Source organism: Haloferax sp. Atlit-48N (assembly GCF_003383015.2).
Classification (GTDB): Archaea; Halobacteriota; Halobacteria; order Halobacteriales; family Haloferacaceae; genus Haloferax; species Haloferax volcanii.
The window spans coordinates 216,081-232,848 of the sequence record NZ_CP137689.1 but is presented as its reverse complement, the minus strand read 5'-3'; the positions used below and the strand labels follow the sequence as shown (position 1 = coordinate 232,848).

The following is a 16,768-nucleotide window of genomic DNA, read 5'->3' as shown; positions in this document are numbered from 1 at the left end:
GCGAATGCGGTCGACGCGGCGAGCGTCGGGAAGCGGCTTACAGGTCGTCGAGGGCGTCGGCGATGCCCTCGTAGTCCGGGAAGTCCGGCCACTCCGCGGCGACCCAGCGGTACTGGACCGTCCGCTCCTCGTCGAGGAGGAACACGGCGGGGCGGTGTTCGGTGACGCCGGCCATGCCGTCGAGGTCGTGTTCGAGGTCGTAGTCGGCGGCGACGCCGGCCGCGGGGTCCGAAAACAGGCGGGCGTCCACGCCGCGCTCCGCGAGGAACGACTTGTGCTCGTACGGCGACGAGATGGAGACGCCGACCGTCTGTACCTCGTCGGGGACGCCGCGGTCGCGGAGTTCGTTCCAGACGTACGTCGCGGGGAACGCGCCCGCCATCGTGTGAAACACGAGGAGGACGGGCCCGTCGTCGGTGAGGTCCGAGAGGGCGGCGTCCTCCCAGAACTCCGCGTTGACGAGCGGGCGGGTGAAGTCCGGGGCGGTGTCGCCCACGGACGGGGCGTCGTGGTCGGGCAGGGAGACGACATCGAACTCCGGCATCAAGCTCCCTCCCCGTAGGTGTGTTCGAGGTAGTCGACGATGTTCGCCGACTCGGACATCGTGACGCCGGTGTTGTCGTCGACGATGGCCGGGACCGAGCGCTTGCCCGAGACGCGCTTGACGACGTTCCGGTCGGAGTGCATCGGCTCGACGAACCGCGACTGGTAGGCGAGACCCTGTTCGTCGAGCGTGCGGACGACCCGCTCGCAGAACGGGCACGCTTGCAGTCGGTACAGCGTAATCGCCGGTTGCTCGTCTGCCATGGGCGGCTGTTAGGAAGAGCGTCGCCTAAGCCCTTCGCTCGCGGGCATCCGCGCCGCAACATCGGTTCGACGGCCGGACCGGGGAGAACGAACGACGCGCCGGCCGAGGCAGTGTCGAGGGCAACTCTTAATTCCGGTCCCGCGCAAGACAGTGTAGTTACATGGGTTTGCCGCCGATACAGTTACCTCCAGCCTCGACACTCGCGGCCGCACAGGTCTCGAATATTCCGCTGGACGACACGACGATCACAGTCCTCGGCGTGGCTGCGATTATCGTTCTCGTCGGTCTCTCGGCGTTCTTCTCCTCGTCCGAGATCGCGATGTTCTCGCTCGCGAAGCACCGCGTCGACTCGATGGTCGAAGAGGGGATTCCGGGCGCGGAGCGGGTCAAGTCGCTCAAAGACGACCCGCACCGCCTGCTCGTGACCATCCTCGTCGGCAACAACATCGTCAACATCGCGATGTCGTCGCTGGCGACCGGGCTCCTCGCCGTCCTCGACTTCGGCGCGGGCGAGTCGGTCCTCATCTCGACGTTCGGTATCACCACGCTCGTCCTCCTGTTCGGTGAGAGCGCACCGAAGTCCTACGCCGTCGAGAACACGGAATCGTGGTCGCTCCGTATCGCACGCCCCCTGAAGTACGCCGAGCTACTGTTGCTCCCGCTCGTCGTCCTGTTCGACCACCTGACGCGGCTCGTCAACCGCGTCACCGGCGGGCAGACCGCCATCGAGACGACGTACGTCACCCGCGACGAGATTCAGAACCTCATCGAGACGGGCGAGCGCGAGGGCGTCATCGAGGAGGAAGAACGCGAGATGCTCGACCGCATCTTCCGCTTCAACTCGACTATCGCCAAGGAGGTCATGACGCCCCGCCTCGACATGACCGCCGTCCCGAAGGACGCGACCATCGACGAGGCCATCGAGACGTGCGTGCAGGCCGACCACGAGCGCGTCCCCGTCTACGACGGGAACCTCGACAACATCATCGGCATCGTCAACATCCGAAACCTCGTCCGCGAGAAGTACTACGGCGAACGCGGCGTCGGCATCGCCGACATCGTCTCGCCGACGCTCCACGTCCCCGAGTCGAAGAACGTCGACGAACTGATGGCCGAGATGCAGGACACCCGGATGCAGATGGTCGTCGTCATCGACGAGTTCGGGACCACCGAGGGGCTCATCACCCTCGAAGACATGGTCGAGGAAATCGTCGGCGACATCCTCGAAGGCGACGAGGAAGAGCCGTTCGAGTCGGTCGACGAGAACACCTACCTCGTCCGCGGCGAGGTCAACATCGACGAGGTCAACGAGATGCTCGACATCGAACTCCCCGAAGGCGAGGAGTTCGAGACGCTCGCCGGCTTCATCTTCAACCGCGCCGGCCGCCTCGTCGAGGAGGGCGAAGAAATCAGCTACAACGACATCGTCATCCGCATCGAGCAGGTCGACAACACGCGCATCATGAAAGCACGCATCCGGACCAACGCGGGCATCGAAGCCGCCGACGGCAACGGCGACGACGACGAGGAGAACGGCGGCGACGAGGAAGCGGAAGTCGAGCCCGACACCTGACCTGACCTGACGACGCGACGGAGTCGCCACCGCCGACACCCGGTCGAACCCGTTTTCCGACCGCGAGTTATCCGAGGAGCGTAACCGACAGCACCACGAGCACCAGCGACGCCAGCGCGAGAACCACCAGTCCGGTCGCGTCGGCGGTGCCGTCGCCGAGCCGTCGCGCCCGTCCGCGGAAGCGAATCGCCAGCGCGAACGCGCCGAGGCCGACGGTCCCGAAGGCGAACCCGCGGAGCGAGATGCCGGTCACGACCGCCATCGCGACGTGGTAGACGCCGAAGGCGGCCCAGAGCGCGGACACGAGGGTGGCGAGCGCGACGCGGAGCGCACGGACGTTCACACGCCGAGTACGCTCGACGCGAGCGTAAAGACGCCGTAACCCAGTCCGAGCGCGAGGGCGAGCGAGCCAATCCACGCGAGAACGGTGTAGAGCATCTTCCGCCCGGAGACCCCCGAGCCGCCGGCGGCGTAGCCCGAACCGATGATGGCGCTGACGATAATCTCGTTAAAGGAGACGGGGACGCCGAGCGCGACGGCGGTCTGGGCGATGGCGAACGAGGGAATCATCGCCGCGATGGATCGCCGCGGCCCGAGCGAGGAGTAGTCCTGCGCGAGCGCCTTAATCATGCGCGGCGCGCCGGTCCACGACCCCGCGAGGAGGCCCAGTCCGCCGCCGACGAGGAGCGCCGGGAGCGGGACCGCGACCACGTCGAGGAGGGGAACGAGCGGCCCGATGGCGAGACCGACCTGACTGCCGCCGGCAGAGAAGGCGACGAGGCCGCCGAGAACGAGCAGGAAGCGCCGCTGGCCGCGAGTCTTGTCGGTCGTCACCCAGCGGCCGACTACGGCGGCGGCGGCGAGCGCGACGAGAAGCGAGGCGGCGACGAACCAGCCCGTCTCGCCGAGGACGCCGAGACCGGTCAGTTCGACCGCGGCGGCCCGGGCGACCGAGGCCGACCCCGACGCGCCGCCGAGTCCCGCGAACTCCATGTTGGCGACGAGCAGACCGACGAGGCCGGCGAGCGCGGGGACGGTCCACCGCTCGGAGACGCCGTCGGCGCGGAGGAGTCGGGCGGTCGCGTACGACGCGCCGCCGCCGACGAAGGGCGTGAGCACCCACAGCGAGACGATTTGTTGGTACTTCGACCACGCGGGGTCGCCGCCCATGGCGAGGCCGACGCCGACGACCGCGCCGGTGACGGTGAAGGCGGTCGCGATGGGGTAGCCGGCGAAGACGCCGATTGCGACGAGCACCGCGGCGGTGAGGAGCGCGACGACCGCGGCCCCCGCGGTCAGCGTGACGCCGCCGATGAGTTCCGTCCCGACCGCGTTGGTGACGTTCGCACCTTGCAGAAACGCTCCGGCGAAACCGAGCAGGCCGACGATGAAGCCCGCGCGCATCACCGAGATGGCGTTGGCTCCGACGGCGGGCGCGAACGGCGTCGACCCCGACGACCCCGCGCCGATGGCCCACGCCATGAACAGGCTGGCGAGCGCGGCGACGACGAACGTGGCGAGCGTTCCGGCGGCTACCACGGGGCGACACCTCGGCGGTCGTCGGCAGTTGTCCGGTCCATGTCAGCGGCGGCGCGCCTCGTCGTAGCCCTCACTCAGTCCGAGGAGCGTCCGCCGGACGAGGAGATAGCCGAAGAAGACGAAAAGCAACAACGCGGCGAGCAACCCGACGAACACGGGATTCCCCGCGAGAAAGTCGACGAGGCCGTCTACGACCAAAGGGTCGGTCATGTGGGTGGGTTCGGCGGGCACGAGGTATAGCAATTTCGGCGAGGCGTCGTGAAAGAATACGAACACTCATGGGAAGCGGTGAGTAACGCCGATTCGATGGCCGACCTCATCCCCTCCAGCCCGGGCGACCCGGACGACGACCGGGACGACCGAGACCCCAAGGTCATCGGCCTCGACAGCGACGAGGCGGACGACCTCCTCGGCGCAATCTCCTCGTCGACCGCCCGGACGGTCCTCGCGTCGCTCCACGAGTCGCCGGCGACGCCCTCCGACCTCGCCGCCGAAATCGACACGTCCCTCCAGAACGTCCAGTACCACCTCGGCAACCTCTCGGAAGCGGGCCTCATCGAAGTCGCGGACACGAGGTACTCCGAGAAGGGCCGCGAGATGAACGTCTACACGCCCGCCGACCGGGCGCTCGTCGTCGTCGCCGGGCGCGAAGACGAGACGAAGGGTCTGAAGGGCGCGCTCACGCGCCTCATCGGCGGCGTCGGCGTCCTCGGCATCGGCGCGGCCGTCGTGAACCGGCTCGCCCGTGTCGGGTCGGTGCTTCCGTTCGGTCTCGGAGGCTCGACCGGCGGCGCGGGCGACTCCGGTGCCGGCCAGAGCGGCGGCTCGGGAGCCGACCTCAACGCGACCCGGACAGCCGATTCGGCGAACGCCACTCCCGCGACGGCCGAGACGGCATCGACCCCGACGAGGACGGCCACAGAGACGGCGACGACGACCGACGGCGGCGGTGGGTTCAGCATCGCCGAGGCGACCACGACCGCGGATTCGACGACGCAGACCGCGGAAGCGACCCGAACCGCGGTCGAGTCGACGCCGACCGTGACGGAAGCCGCGCAGACCGCGACGGAGACCGTGACCGCGACGCCGACGCCGACGCAGACGCCGGTTCCGGACACGACGGCCGCGCAGACGGCCACGGAGACCGCGGCGCGGGTCACGTCCGGGTCGGGCGGACTCGCCGAGACCATCGGGACGCTCTCGCCGGGGACGCTGTTCTTCCTCGGCGGGCTGACCGTGCTTCTCGCGTGGGTCGCGGTGGGCGTGCTGCGTGACTAAAACGGCTGTTTGAGCTTACGGTGCGTATTTGATACCCTCACCCGTAGGAGTGAGTGCGAGGTCGCGCGTGGCCCCCGACGACGACGGGGCTGCCATCCGTGCCCCCTGCCCCTCTCCCCGTCGTCTCGCGCGGCCTCGGACTGCCCCCCAACAGACCCGCTCCGGTCTGTTCCCGCTGCTTCTTCCGGCCCTCCACCGGACCTCGCCCTATTCGTCGGGGACGATACGGAACGTCTCGAACGTCTCGCCGTCGACCGTGACGAGTCGCCCGCGGAGGCCGCCGTCCGGCAGTTCCTCCAGTTCCGCGTGCGCCTTGCGGTTGCCCCGCGGTTGGGCGTGGCTCCCCGGGTTGAGGAGCGGAATCGGCCCGGTGCCGTGGAAACCCGGCCGGTGGCTGTGCCCGAAGATGACCGCGTCGGCCCCGCGCTCGCGGCCGAACATCGACAGCGCGGTGTTCCCGCCGCGGCGGGTGTGCGTCACCGCGAACTCGACGCCGCCGTAGGTGACGTTCCGCGCCGCGGGAATTCGGTCGCGAATCTCGGAGCCGTCGTTGTTGCCGTACACCGCGAGGAAGCTGTCGGCCTCGTCGACGAACGCGTCGAGGACGGACTCGCGCATGAAGTCGCCCGCGTGGACGACGAGGTCGGCCTCGCGGACCGCGTCGAGGGTTCTGTCGGTCAGGCGATGACCGTCCGTGCTGTGGGTGTCGGAGACGACGACGAGCATGCGCGGGGCTAGGGACCGGAGGGATTGAAACCTACCGACTGCGGCGTCGGTCCGCCCGTCGGCCCGTCGAGGGAGGTCCGTCTCTCGATTCGCCGTCGGTAGCTCTATCCGGTCGGGGGGAGTGGCCCACGACATGGCAGGCAGTACGTCCGTCGTCGTCGCCGCGCTCTTCGCGAACGGGGCGATTGCGATTCTCAAGTTCCTCGGCTATCTCGCGACCGGGAGTCCCTCCATGCTCTCCGAAACGTATCACTCCATCTCCGACACCGGCAACCAGGTGTTTCTCCTCATCGGCATCCGCGACAGCAAGCGCGGCGAGACGCAGTCGCACCCCTTCGGCCACGGGAAGTCGCAGTTCTTCTACTCGTTTCTCGTCTCCGTGATGCTGTTCGGTATCGCCGGCTGGGAGTCGGCCAAACACGGCTACGACGCCCTGATGCACCCCGGCCACGGCGGGGGCGGCGAGGCGCTCGTCCTGCTCGGCTTCGAAATCGAGCCCGTGTTAGTCAACGTCGCCATCCTCCTCGGGGCGATTGCCTTCGAGAGCTACGCCTTCCTGAAGGCGAACGCGGAACTCCGCCGGCAGATAGAAGAATACGAGTGGAGCGGCCTCGTCGAGGCCTTCCGGGAGACGAGCGACGTGACGACGCTCACGGCGTTCACGGAGGACACCGTCGCCCTCGTCGGCGCGGTGCTCGCGCTCGCCGGCATCGGCCTCACCGAGCTCACGGGCAACGAGCTGTTCGACGCCGGCGCGGCGCTCCTCATCGGGATACTTCTCATGGGCTTCGCCATCGCGCTCGCGTGGGAGAACAAACGCCTGCTCATCGGTGAGAGCGTCCCCGTGGACGAAGAACAGGCGCTCCGCGACATCGTCAAAAACGACCCGCGAGTCGTCCACATCGACCACTTCCGCGCGAGCTACGTCGGCCCCGAGAAGCTGCTCGTCGCCCTCGACGTGAGCTTCGACCCCGAACTCGACACCGAGGAACTGGACGACCACATCACCGAAATCGAGGACGAACTCAAGGCGGCCGACGACCGGGTGCACTTCGTCTACATCGAACCCGAGTTGTAATCCGAACGAACCGAGTGGGCCGCCACCGGCCGACCGCGACTCGCGGCGGCTTCCCCCGACCTACCGCGATTCGACCGCGTCGGCGACGAGGTCGACCGCGCGCTCCGCGTCCGCACGCGAGACGTTCAGATTCGTCGTAAAGCGGGTGTGGTACCGGCCGAACGTGCCACCGAGGACGCCAACATCGTCGCACAGTTCGACAAACTCCTCGGCCGTCAGCCCGGCACCTTCGGAGTCGACGACGACGATGTTCGTGTCGGGCGTCGGCACCGACAGTCCGGAAACGGCGTCGAGACCCTCGGCGAGGACCGTCGCGTTCGCGTGGTCGTCCGCGAGGCGGTCGACGTTGTCGAGCGCGACGAGCCCCGGCGCGGCGATGAGCCCGGCCTGCCGCATACCGCCGCCGAACTGCTTTCTGACGCGGACGGCCTCCTCGATGAACGCCTCGGGACCGGCGAGTATCGAACCGACCGGCGCGCCGAGCCCCTTCGAGAGACAGCACATCACCGTGTCGACGCGCTCGACCATCGCCGTCGGGTCCTCGTCGAGGGCGACGCAGGCGTTGAACAGGCGCGCGCCGTCGAGGTGGACGGGAATCCCGAGGTCGCGGGCGGCGTCGGCCGCGGCGTCGATATCGGCTTTCGGAACCGCGACGCCGCCGCGGGCGTTGTGGGTGTTTTCGAGACACAGGACGCCCGTGCCGGCGACGTGAAGCGACTCCTCGCGGGCGTGGTCGCGGACCTGCGCGGGCGTCGGCGCGGCGCGCTCGCCGGCGTCGTAGGCGCGGACCTGCAAGCCCGACAGTTGGGCGAAGCCGCCGACCTCCCACTTGTAGACGTGTGCCTTCTCGTCCACGAGCGCCTCTTGCCCGGGGTCGGCGTGGACGCGGGCGGCGATTTGGTTGCCCATCGTCCCCGACGGCACGAACAGCGCGGCCTCCTTGCCGACGAGTTCGGCGGCGCGCGCTTCGAGTTCGTTCACGGTCGGGTCGTCGCCGTACACGTCGTCACCGACGGCGGCGTCGCGGGCGGCCTCGCGCATCTCGTCTGACGGGAGCGTGACGGTGTCGCTTCGGAGGTCAATCATGCGCGGAGAGACCGCGCCGACGGAGAAATAATCGGTGGTCCGCGGGGCGTTCTCGGCCGCGGCCGCAATATTTGCGCTTCGAAAGGTGTTTGCCCCGGGGACACACACGACGCGGTATGGACCCGCGCATCCGCGAGCACGCACAAACCATCGTCGACCACTCCACGAGCGTCGAGGCCGGCGACAACGTCGTCGTCTCCGCGCCCTCGGTGGCCGAGGACCTCGTCACGGCCATCCACGAACTGCTCGGCGACCGCGGCGCGAACGTCGTCGCGATGGACGCGAACCCGCGGTTCACCCGCGCGTTCCTCCGCGCCGGCGACGACGACTACGAGACGCCCGAGCACGTGCTGGCGCTTTACGAGGAGACCGACGTCATCATCCGCGTCCGCGGCGAGACGAACGCGACCGAACAGAGCGACGTGCCGCCGGAGACGAACGCCGCGTACAAGCGCGCCTACAAACCCGTGCAGGGCGAGATGCTCTCGAAGCGCTGGTGTCTCACCCAGTACCCCGCGAAGGGGAGCGCCCAGCTCGCGGGCATGAGCACCGAAGCCTACGAGAACTTCGTCTACGACGCCGTCACCCTCGACTGGGACGCGCAGGGCGAACTCCAACAGCAGTTGGTCGACATCCTCAACGACGGCGACGAGGTCCGCATCACGTCGGGCGACGAGACCGACGTGACGATGAGCATCGCCGGCAACACCGCCATCAACGACACGGCCGAACACAACCTCCCCGGCGGCGAGGTGTTCACCGCGCCCGTGAAGGACTCCGTGAACGGCGAGGTCCACTTCGACCTGCCGCTGTACCGGCAGGGCCGCGAGGTCTCCGGCGTCCGCGTCCGCTTCGAGGACGGCGAGGTCGTCGACTACTCCGCCGAGGGCAACGAGGAGGTCTTAGACGGCGTGTTCGACACCGACGAGGGCGCGCGCTACCTCGGCGAACTCGGAATCGGCATGAACCGCAGCATCGACCAGTTCACCTACAACATGCTGTTCGACGAGAAGATGGGCGACACCGTCCACATGGCCGTCGGCTCGGCGTACCCCGAGACGGTCGGCGCGGACAACGAACTCAACGAGAGCGCCGAGCACGTCGACATGATCGTCGATATGTCCGAGGACTCGGTCATCGAGGTCGACGGCGAGGTCGTCCAGCGAGACGGCACGTTCGTCTTCGAAGACGGGTTCTGACCGGACCGCCGGCTCCGCCGGGCAGCGAAAACTCGCAACATTTCGTCTCCAGTTTATCCACCGAGGAATCGCGCCACGTCATCGGGTTTTCCAGTCGAAACAGTAGCCTTCGAACGGCCGCCGAAATCGACCCGGAAACGCGGGGTTCGGACGGAGCGTATCGACCGAAAACCGTAGATTCTCCAGTCGAAGCGGTTCCCGTCCGGATACAGACAATTTGATGACAACTATACACACACGCCAGTAGATTTATTCCGCCCAGTCGACGAACACGAACCGATGCCAGCGGTTCAGTGCCGGGAGTGTGGACGCGACGTGGCGGTCCACGAGATAGAGACGACGACGAAGACGACGCCCGACGGCTTCGACACGCGATATCGGTGTCCCTACTGCAAGTCGGAGATGCGCGACGTAAAAACGCGAATCGTCTGACGGCGTTACTCTTCGAGGTCGAGGTCGAACTGCTCGTTTTCGGTGACGGCGTTGAGCACGACCGAAGTGTTGGACTCGCGGATGTCCGCGTCGGTGAGCAGTTTCTTGATCTGCGTGTTCATGCCGTCGGTGTCGCGGAACTTGCCGATGGCGATGATGTCGTAGTCGCCGGTGACCTCGTACACCGAAATCATCTGCTTTTCGGCGCGGAGGCGCTCTGTAATCTCGGGGAGCGCGGAGCCCTCGACTTTGAGTTGGATGACCGCGGTCACGTCGTAGCCGAGCGCGTCGTAGTTCACCCGCGGCGTGTAGCCCTCGATGACGCCTTCGTCTTCGAGGTCTCGCAGGTGGTTCGAGACGGTCGTCACCGACACGTCGAGCTCTTCGGCGAGGCTTCGCAGACTCGCTCGACCGTCGCCGAGGAGCGCATTGATGAGCTTCGCGTCGAGGTTTTCGTACGTCATTACATCCAAAGACCGTCCGGGGGCATTAGAATTTTACGAATATCCAATTCTGTGGCGAGGTGCGGGGAATTGCATTAAGCGGAAATGTCTTTATAGTGCGGGTGTTCGAATCGCGTGTTCAGGAAAATGACGGAAGACAACGCACTCACCGACGGCGGCCTGAGCGACGAGGCACAGGCAGTCATCGACGAAATCGAAGAGAAGAACGTCGACTTCCTCCGACTCCAGTTCACCGACATTCTCGGAACGGTGAAGAACGTCTCCATCCCGGCTTCGCAGGCCGAGAAGGCGTTCACCGAGGGCATCTACTTCGACGGTTCCTCCATCGACGGCTTCGTGCGCATCCAGGAGTCCGACATGCGCCTCGAACCCGACCCGTCGACGTTCGCCGTCCTCCCGTGGCGGAAGAAGGAAAACAGCGCCGCCGGCCGTCTCATCTGTGACGTGTTCAACACGTCCACCGGCGAGCCCTTCAGCGGCGACCCGCGTGGCGTCCTCAAGCGCGCTATCGAGCGCGCCGAGGAACTCGGCTATGACGTGAACGTCGCTCCCGAACCGGAGTTCTTCCTGTTCGAAGAAGACGAAGACGGCCGCGCAACCACCGTCACGAACGACGCCGGCGGCTACTTCGACCTCGCCCCGAAGGACCTCGCGTCCGACGTGCGCCGCGACATCATCTACGGCCTCGAAAGCATGGGCTTCGACATCGAAGCCTCGCACCACGAGGTCGCCGAGGGTCAGCACGAGATTAACTTCACGTACGACGACGCCCTCTCGACGGCCGACAACGTCGCAACGTTCCGGTCCGTCGTCCGCGCCATCGCGGCCGAACACGACCTCCACGCGACGTTCATGCCCAAGCCAATCCCGCGCATCAACGGCTCCGGCATGCACACGCACATCTCGCTGTTCAAGGACGGCGAGAACGCGTTCCACGACGGCGACGACGAGTTCGACCTGAGCGACACGGCCAAGAGCTTCGTCGCGGGCATCCTCGACCACGCGCCCGCCATCACGGCGGTCGCTGACCCGACAGTCAACTCCTACAAGCGCCTCGTCCCCGGCTACGAAGCGCCGGTCTACATCGCGTGGTCCGACCGCAACCGCTCGGCGCTCATCCGCAAGCCGGCCGCCCGCACGCCGGCCGCCTCGCGCATCGAGGCCCGCTTCCCCGACCCGTCCTGTAACCCGTACCTCGCGTTCGCCGCGCTCATCCACGCCGGTCTCGACGGCGTCGAGAAGGGCCTCGACTGCCCCGACCCGGTCCGCGAGAACATCTACGAGTTCGACGAGGCAAAGCGCGAAGAGTACGGCATCGAGACGCTCCCGAAGGACCTCGGCGGCGCCGTCGACGCCCTCGAAGAGGACGAAGTCATCCAGGAGGCCCTGGGCGACCACGTCTTCGAGAAGTTCGTCGAAGCCAAGCGCTCCGAGTTCAAGGACTACCTCGTCGACGTCTCCCAGTGGGAGCTCGACCGGTACCTCGAGACGTTCTAAGCGTCGCGCACGCCCAACACCGATTTTTCTTTCGCGCCCGCTCGCCGGAGAGCGACAGCCACCGGTATCGCAGTCGGCGAGAAACCAGAGACAACACTACCTAGAACCGGAGCAACACACCGAAACAGGCTCTCAGTCGGCGCGCCGGGTCGCTCCGTTTCCGAGCCCGAGTCGGCCCTGTATCCGCGGCGCGACGAGGATGAACGCGACCACCGCCGCGGTGACGAGCACCGTCACCGGAACCGAGGCGTCGGCAACGTCGACGCCGACCCAGAGGCCGCCCGCGCCGAGGAACGCGACGAGCGCGACCGGCGGCGACAGCGTCGGGAGCGACTCGTGGCCGGCGAGTCGCGTCCAGCCGAAGAGACCGCCGAGCGACCCGCCGAGCGCCGCCGCGGCGTTTTCGGTGTGCCCGGAGAGACCCGTGGCGAACACCACCGCGAGCGCGAGGACGCTGAGGCCGGCCGCGATGGCGAACAGGCGCGCCGGGTCGAGATGGCCGGTCGCGTCGGGGTCGTCCGCGGCGGCGACCACGGACACCGCCTTCAGGAAGCCGAGGCCAAGGAGGACGCCGACGACGATGTCGACACCGTAGTGGACGCCGAGGAAGACCCGCGAGAGCGAGACGATGCCGACGACGACCGCCGCGGCGACGAGCCGGCGGCGACGGTCCCACACGTCGAGAAGCGAGACCGCGGCCCCGTAGACGACGGTCGTCCCGAGGGCGTGGCCGCTCGGGAACCCGAAGCCGTCGTCCGTCGTGAACGAGACGAACAGGTCCGAAAGCGGCGACGGCCACGCGGGCGCGGCGGCGACGGCCGCGGTCGGCGGTCGCGGCAGGGCGAATCCGACTTTCAGCGCGGTGACGAGCGCCAGCGACCCGAGCGCGAGGCCGACGAAGGAGGCCGCGGTTCGCCGCGGGCGCGCCCTGATTCGGGGCCGACAGAGCCAGTACAGCGAGGTGAACGCGACGAAGAAGAACCACTGGTCTCCGAGTTGGGTGACGAGACCGAACAGGAAGACGAGCGCGTCCGGGGCGTCCGCGAGCACCAACTCCCCGAACCCGCGGGTCTGAAGCGAAAGCGCGGACCGGAACATCTCAGCCGCGGCGTTTGCGGACCGCGTCGATGGCGCGCCCGGGGACGCCGAGGGCGCTCAGGCCGATGCCGAAGATGACGAACAGGACGTAGAGTCCGAGCGTCGATAGGAAGATGATGAGCATGGCGACGACCGCGATGAGGTCCGACTGGAGGTAGTGAAACGCGCCGAGCGTGAGGACGACGCCGTAGCCGAGCACGAGGTAGGGACCCCACCCGCGGGCCTTGCCGCGGCGCATCCGGCGGCGGACGTAGCGCTTCAACTCGGCTTCGAGCTTGGGCTTTTCGACCGTCCGGTCGGTCACGTCGTCCTCGAACGCGTCGAGGTCGGCCCGAAGTTCCTCGACCTGCGATTCCAGCTCCTCGATGTCGGGAGCGCCGCGCGGGGAGACGGACGCGCCGGTCTCCGCGTCGTCGGCGTCCTCCGTCCGCGGCCCATCGGTGTCACCTCGGTCGTCGCTCATATCCGTACGAGCGTCATGTCGGCCTCCCGTATGTTGTACCTGCCGGTCCACTCCGGGCGGTCCCCCCGGCGGGTCACGCGGTTCTGCGGGCGACGCGTCGCCGCCGACCCCCGCGAGGACCGCGTTGACGACCGCGCCGGAAAGCAGGATGAGCCCCGAGAAGTAGAACCACGTCACGAGCAACAGGAGCGTCCCGAGCGCGCCCGCGACCGACGCGCCGGCCACCGACGCGTAGATGCCGAAGCCGACCCCGAGGAGGGTCCAGCCGACGGCCGCGAAGACGGTCCCCGGCACGACCTGTCGCGGCGAGAGGTCGGCGTCGGGGAAGACGTAGTACAGCGGGAAGAACGCCGCACAGAGCGTGAGCAACAGCAAAAGCGGCGAGAGCAGTTGGAGAAACGGCACGTCAAGCAGGCCGAGCAGCGCGGTCAGCACCGCGACGCCGATGGTGCCGACGCCGATGCTGGCGAGGGCGATAGCGCCGTCGCGGAGCTGGTCGAGGAGGCCACCCGCCTCGGAGCCGTAGATGCGCGAGAAGGCGATGTCGAGGCCGCGAAAGAGCTTCAGCGCGCCCCACACCGTCAGCCCGAGGCTCACCGCCCCGACGCTTCCCTGCCCGGTTCGGTCGGAAAGCGCCTCCTCGACGAGGCCCTGGCCCGTCGGAACGAGGTACTGCTCGACGAGCGTCTGGAGTTGCGCCTGCAGTTCCGCGCCGCCGACGGCGGTGGCGACGACGACGCCGAGGACGAGAAGCGGAATCAGCGAGACGAGCGCGTAGTACGAGATGCTGGCCGCGAGAAACGAGATTTCCTTCTCCCGAATCGTGTCGACGACCGCCCGCGCGACGGGAACGGCGGTTCGGATGTTGGCGCTCACGTATCACCGAAACGACACGGGAGGCAAAGAAGCTACCCGCCGAAGCGGCGGTGTGTACCGGTTACGACGCGGTTCGCCGTCGTCCTCGTCACGCCTCGGGGTCGAGCGCGGCGGTCGACTCGCGTATCTCAGCGACCGTCGCGTCGGTCTTGAACGCGGTGCCGTGGTAGTGGGCGGGGGTGGCGTCGTAGCCGGCGTCGCGGAGGGTTTCGAGGAACGTCTCCATCTTCGAGGCCGAGCGGCCCCAGAGCTTACAGAGGCGGTGCTGGTCGAAGTGGGTCGGCGTATCGAGTTCGACCGCGAGCGTGTCGAGGAGCTTTCGGGCGCGTTTCGCGGTGCCGAAGTCCTCTGTCACCTCGTCGCGGACGGCCCCGGCGAACGCCGGTTCGGAGACGGGACCGAGCCAGATGGGGCCGGCTTCGAGAATCCGGGTCGAGTCGCAGTTGGCGCACGCCTCGGGCGGGTGGGCGATGAGCGAGCGCTCGGCCTCGCGGTGGAGGCAGTCCTCGCAGTGGTAGACGAAGCCGGTCGATTCGAGGAGTTCGTCGGCCTTCGTCGCCCGCTCGTCGAGTTCGAGATACGCCCGCGCGTAGTGGCGCGTCGCGTGCGAGAGAATCGGGACGGCGGCCTTGTCGTAGCGGGCGGCGGTGCGGACCATCGCGCCGAGGAGCGTCCGAAGCCCCATCTCGGGGTGGTAGTCGGTGTTCTGCGGGAGACAGCCGTACTTCCGGATGCCGCTTTTCTGGTGTGCGCCGCACAGCGGGGCGGTGTCGGTGGCGGTGACGCAGACGAGGTCGCGGGTGTTGGCGAAGGCGGGGTCCGCGAAGGGCATCGGCGTGCCGAAGGGGTCGAGGTCGACCACGTCGAAGACCTCGTCGTACATGAGGGCGTTGGCGTTGCGGTGGACCGCCTCGCCGCCGTTGCCGGCGCGGTCGAGGTTCGACTGGGCGAGTTCGACGGCGTCGGCGTCGAGGTCGGCGCAGGTCACGTCGTAGCCCTCGGCGGCGGCGCGGACGCCCCGGATGCCCGAGGCGGCCATCGCGTCGAGGTAGCTCTCGGCGCGGGGTTCGCGCTCGCGGAAGGCGCGGAGGACGGCCGCGGTGATGTCCCGGTTCAACTCCTGTGTGGGGTTGTAGAAGACATCGTCGCCGGTCCCCGCTGACGCCCCGTCGCGGGCGTCGGGAACCTCGATTTCGACGCCTCCCTCGCTCACGTGCATACCCGCAGTCGCCCACGCGGGCGGAAACCGGTTGCGATGCGATTGTGCGGTGCGGTTGTACGACGCGATTGCGACGCGATTGCGGCGGTCGGTCCACCCCGCGGCATCGAATGCGTTTTCACCGCCACCGACGAACTCGGGAGCGTGGATTCGGCCGACGACTGGCGAGCGGCGCTCGCGGAGACCGGGCGACTCTCGCCGCAAATCGTGCAGGCCATCGTCGACGCCCACGGCGACCGGGGCGTCACGGCCATCGAGGCCGTCTCCGAGCGGCGGGTGAAGCGCTACCGCGACTTCGACGTGGTCGTCGGCTACGACGACGAGTACGTGGTCGAAGACCGGGGCTGTACCTGCAAGGACTCCCAGTACAACCTCGACCCCGACGAGGGCGAGCGCTGTTGGCACGTCCTCGCGGTCGACGTGGCCGAGGCCCTCGACGAACTCGACCACCACGACATGTGGTACTCCGACGTGCGGGAGTTCCTGTAAGCACACGGCTCACTCGCGCGCCCGTTCGGCCCGTCGCCGCGCCGCGGGAACGACCACAATCCTTTCCGAACCCCGCCGCGAACCTCGGGCCAACGGATGGCTGATTTCGACCTCTCTATCGACGAAAAGCGGGTGTACGCGGACAAGTCCGGCAAGCAGACGGCGTACGTCGCCGCCGGCGTCGGGGTCGTGACCGTCGACGTCTCCGACGACCTCGTCGGGGGGTTCCGCATCGACCGCCGGTGTACCGCGCTGGACGCCGCCGGGTCGCCCGGGGAAGTCGTCGTCGCCACCGACGAGGACGTGCTGCTCGTGCAGGGCGACGACTACCACGAACTCGACTTCGGCCCCGCGGCGGCCGTCGGCTTCCACCGCAATCGCGTCGTCGCCGCCGACGACTCGGGTCGGGTCGCCCGCTTCGACGAGTCCGGGTGGACCGACCTCGGCGCGGTCGGGGCGGTCCGCGCCCTCGACGGGAGCCTCGTCGCGGCCGACGACGGCGTCTACCGAATCGGTGACGGCGGCCTCTCGCACGTCGGCTTGAACGACGTGACCGACGTGTCCGACCCCGCGGGCCGCCTCGGCGGCGACTCGGGAACCCCGCTCGCCGCGACCGACTCGGGACTGTACGCGCTCGGCAACGGCTGGATGGACGCGCTCGACGGGGCGTTTTCGGCGGTCGCGTCGATGCCGGACGGCCGCGCCCACGCGGTCGGCCCGGACGGCGTCGTCGCGCGCGACGAGGAGTCGGGCGCGTGGGAGGCCGCGCCGATTCCGCTGGACGAGTCGGTCGTCGCGCTCGCCCACGACGCGCGGGCCGCCTACGCCGTCACCGACGCGGGGAGCTTCTGCGTTCGGCTGACCGGGGGCGACTGGCGGACGCAGGTGCTCGGGTTAGAGACGGTCGGCGTCGCGGTTCGCTGACACGCGACGCGGCTGAACG

At 68.1% G+C, this 16,768-nt stretch carries 19 protein-coding genes; 8 read left to right on the top strand and 11 right to left on the bottom strand.

Going from position 1 to position 16,768, the window contains the following annotated elements; genetic code table 11:
* Window positions 1-37: 37 nt before the first annotated feature.
* Window positions 38-544 (bottom strand): redoxin domain-containing protein, encoded by a 507-nt coding sequence (locus DEQ67_RS01270; protein WP_004045368.1) that lies wholly within the window; start codon window positions 542-544, stop codon window positions 38-40.
* A complete protein-coding gene (locus DEQ67_RS01265) occupies window positions 544-807 on the bottom strand; it encodes a glutaredoxin family protein (RefSeq protein WP_004045367.1) in 264 nt (87 codons plus the stop codon). The genes DEQ67_RS01270 and DEQ67_RS01265 overlap by 1 nt, the downstream gene beginning before the upstream one ends.
* Before the next feature lie 260 nt (window positions 808-1,067).
* On the opposite strand from DEQ67_RS01265, the gene DEQ67_RS01260 reads away from it, so the two are divergent.
* Entirely contained in the window at window positions 1,068-2,381 is a 1,314-nt protein-coding gene (locus DEQ67_RS01260) for a hemolysin family protein (RefSeq protein ID WP_006600764.1), read from the top strand.
* Between the two features lie 67 nt (window positions 2,382-2,448).
* Here DEQ67_RS01260 and DEQ67_RS01255 read toward each other — a convergent pair whose 3' ends face one another.
* From DEQ67_RS01255 to DEQ67_RS01245, 3 genes are read right to left on the bottom strand one after another with little or no spacing between them, the layout of a single operon-like run.
* Window positions 2,449-2,724, bottom strand: coding sequence for a hypothetical protein (locus DEQ67_RS01255; protein WP_004065456.1), 276 nt, complete (start codon window positions 2,722-2,724; stop codon window positions 2,449-2,451).
* The gene (locus tag DEQ67_RS01250) at window positions 2,721-3,920 is read right to left on the bottom strand and encodes an inorganic phosphate transporter (RefSeq protein WP_008606070.1); all 1,200 of its coding nucleotides are present in this window, start codon (window positions 3,918-3,920) and stop codon (window positions 2,721-2,723) included. Before DEQ67_RS01250 ends, DEQ67_RS01255 begins: the two co-directional genes overlap by 4 nt.
* A 42-nt stretch (window positions 3,921-3,962) precedes the next feature.
* Window positions 3,963-4,130: a hypothetical protein gene (locus DEQ67_RS01245; RefSeq protein WP_006600765.1), complete on the bottom strand. Its 168-nt coding sequence runs from the start codon at window positions 4,128-4,130 to the stop codon at window positions 3,963-3,965.
* A gap of 96 nt (window positions 4,131-4,226) precedes the next feature.
* Between DEQ67_RS01245 and DEQ67_RS01240 the strand changes: the two genes are divergently transcribed.
* Complete coding sequence (locus DEQ67_RS01240; RefSeq protein ID WP_115860584.1) at window positions 4,227-5,198, top strand: ArsR/SmtB family transcription factor; 972 nt, start codon at window positions 4,227-4,229, stop codon at window positions 5,196-5,198.
* A 207-nt stretch (window positions 5,199-5,405) separates the two neighbouring features.
* Here the strand turns inward: DEQ67_RS01240 and DEQ67_RS01235 are convergent, their stop codons facing one another.
* The gene (locus tag DEQ67_RS01235; RefSeq protein WP_004065460.1) at window positions 5,406-5,924 is read right to left on the bottom strand and encodes a metallophosphoesterase; all 519 of its coding nucleotides are present in this window, start codon (window positions 5,922-5,924) and stop codon (window positions 5,406-5,408) included.
* 133 nt (window positions 5,925-6,057) lie between these two features.
* On the opposite strand from DEQ67_RS01235, the gene DEQ67_RS01230 reads away from it, so the two are divergent.
* Window positions 6,058-7,002, top strand: a complete 945-nt coding sequence (locus DEQ67_RS01230) for a cation diffusion facilitator family transporter (RefSeq protein WP_004065462.1) — start codon at window positions 6,058-6,060, stop codon at window positions 7,000-7,002.
* Between the two features lie 60 nt (window positions 7,003-7,062).
* Here the strand turns inward: DEQ67_RS01230 and DEQ67_RS01225 are convergent, their stop codons facing one another.
* Window positions 7,063-8,088, bottom strand: a complete 1,026-nt coding sequence (locus tag DEQ67_RS01225; protein ID WP_115891752.1) for a threonine aldolase family protein — start codon at window positions 8,086-8,088, stop codon at window positions 7,063-7,065.
* A gap of 116 nt (window positions 8,089-8,204) precedes the next feature.
* Here DEQ67_RS01225 and DEQ67_RS01220 point away from each other — a divergent pair, with 116 nt between their 5' ends.
* Both DEQ67_RS01220 and DEQ67_RS01215 read left to right on the top strand, forming a co-directional pair.
* Entirely contained in the window at window positions 8,205-9,287 is a 1,083-nt protein-coding gene (locus DEQ67_RS01220) for an aminopeptidase (protein ID WP_006600767.1), read from the top strand.
* Between the two features lie 279 nt (window positions 9,288-9,566).
* Window positions 9,567-9,719 (top strand): hypothetical protein, encoded by a 153-nt coding sequence (locus DEQ67_RS01215; RefSeq protein WP_004045356.1) that lies wholly within the window; start codon window positions 9,567-9,569, stop codon window positions 9,717-9,719.
* A 5-nt stretch (window positions 9,720-9,724) separates the two neighbouring features.
* On the opposite strand, the gene lrp is transcribed toward DEQ67_RS01215, so the two are convergent.
* Window positions 9,725-10,183, bottom strand: coding sequence for an HTH-type transcriptional regulator Lrp (gene lrp, locus DEQ67_RS01210; protein ID WP_004045355.1), 459 nt, complete (start codon window positions 10,181-10,183; stop codon window positions 9,725-9,727).
* A 126-nt stretch (window positions 10,184-10,309) separates the two neighbouring features.
* Here lrp and glnA point away from each other — a divergent pair, with 126 nt between their 5' ends.
* Window positions 10,310-11,680: a type I glutamate--ammonia ligase gene (gene glnA / locus DEQ67_RS01205; protein WP_004045354.1), complete on the top strand. Its 1,371-nt coding sequence runs from the start codon at window positions 10,310-10,312 to the stop codon at window positions 11,678-11,680.
* Between the two features lie 132 nt (window positions 11,681-11,812).
* Here the strand turns inward: glnA and DEQ67_RS01200 are convergent, their stop codons facing one another.
* From DEQ67_RS01200 to DEQ67_RS01190, 3 genes are all read right to left on the bottom strand, one after another.
* Window positions 11,813-12,778 carry a phosphatase PAP2 family protein gene (locus DEQ67_RS01200; protein WP_115891751.1) on the bottom strand — a complete coding sequence of 322 codons (966 nt, stop codon included), beginning with the start codon at window positions 12,776-12,778 and terminating at the stop codon, window positions 11,813-11,815.
* A 1-nt stretch (window position 12,779) separates the two neighbouring features.
* Window positions 12,780-14,117 carry a YihY/virulence factor BrkB family protein gene (locus DEQ67_RS01195; RefSeq protein ID WP_115891750.1) on the bottom strand — a complete coding sequence of 446 codons (1,338 nt, stop codon included), beginning with the start codon at window positions 14,115-14,117 and terminating at the stop codon, window positions 12,780-12,782.
* An 88-nt stretch (window positions 14,118-14,205) separates the two neighbouring features.
* Entirely contained in the window at window positions 14,206-15,336 is a 1,131-nt protein-coding gene (locus DEQ67_RS01190) for a tRNA (guanine(26)-N(2))-dimethyltransferase (RefSeq protein ID WP_115802065.1), read from the bottom strand.
* 144 nt (window positions 15,337-15,480) lie between these two features.
* Here DEQ67_RS01190 and DEQ67_RS01185 point away from each other — a divergent pair, with 144 nt between their 5' ends.
* Both DEQ67_RS01185 and DEQ67_RS01180 read left to right on the top strand, forming a co-directional pair.
* Window positions 15,481-15,825 carry an SWIM zinc finger family protein gene (locus DEQ67_RS01185; protein WP_004065483.1) on the top strand — a complete coding sequence of 115 codons (345 nt, stop codon included), beginning with the start codon at window positions 15,481-15,483 and terminating at the stop codon, window positions 15,823-15,825.
* Window positions 15,826-15,921: 96 nt separating this feature from the next.
* Window positions 15,922-16,749: an HVO_0234 family beta-propeller protein gene (locus tag DEQ67_RS01180; RefSeq protein WP_004045348.1), complete on the top strand. Its 828-nt coding sequence runs from the start codon at window positions 15,922-15,924 to the stop codon at window positions 16,747-16,749.
* The last annotated feature ends 19 nt before the right edge of the window (window positions 16,750-16,768 follow it).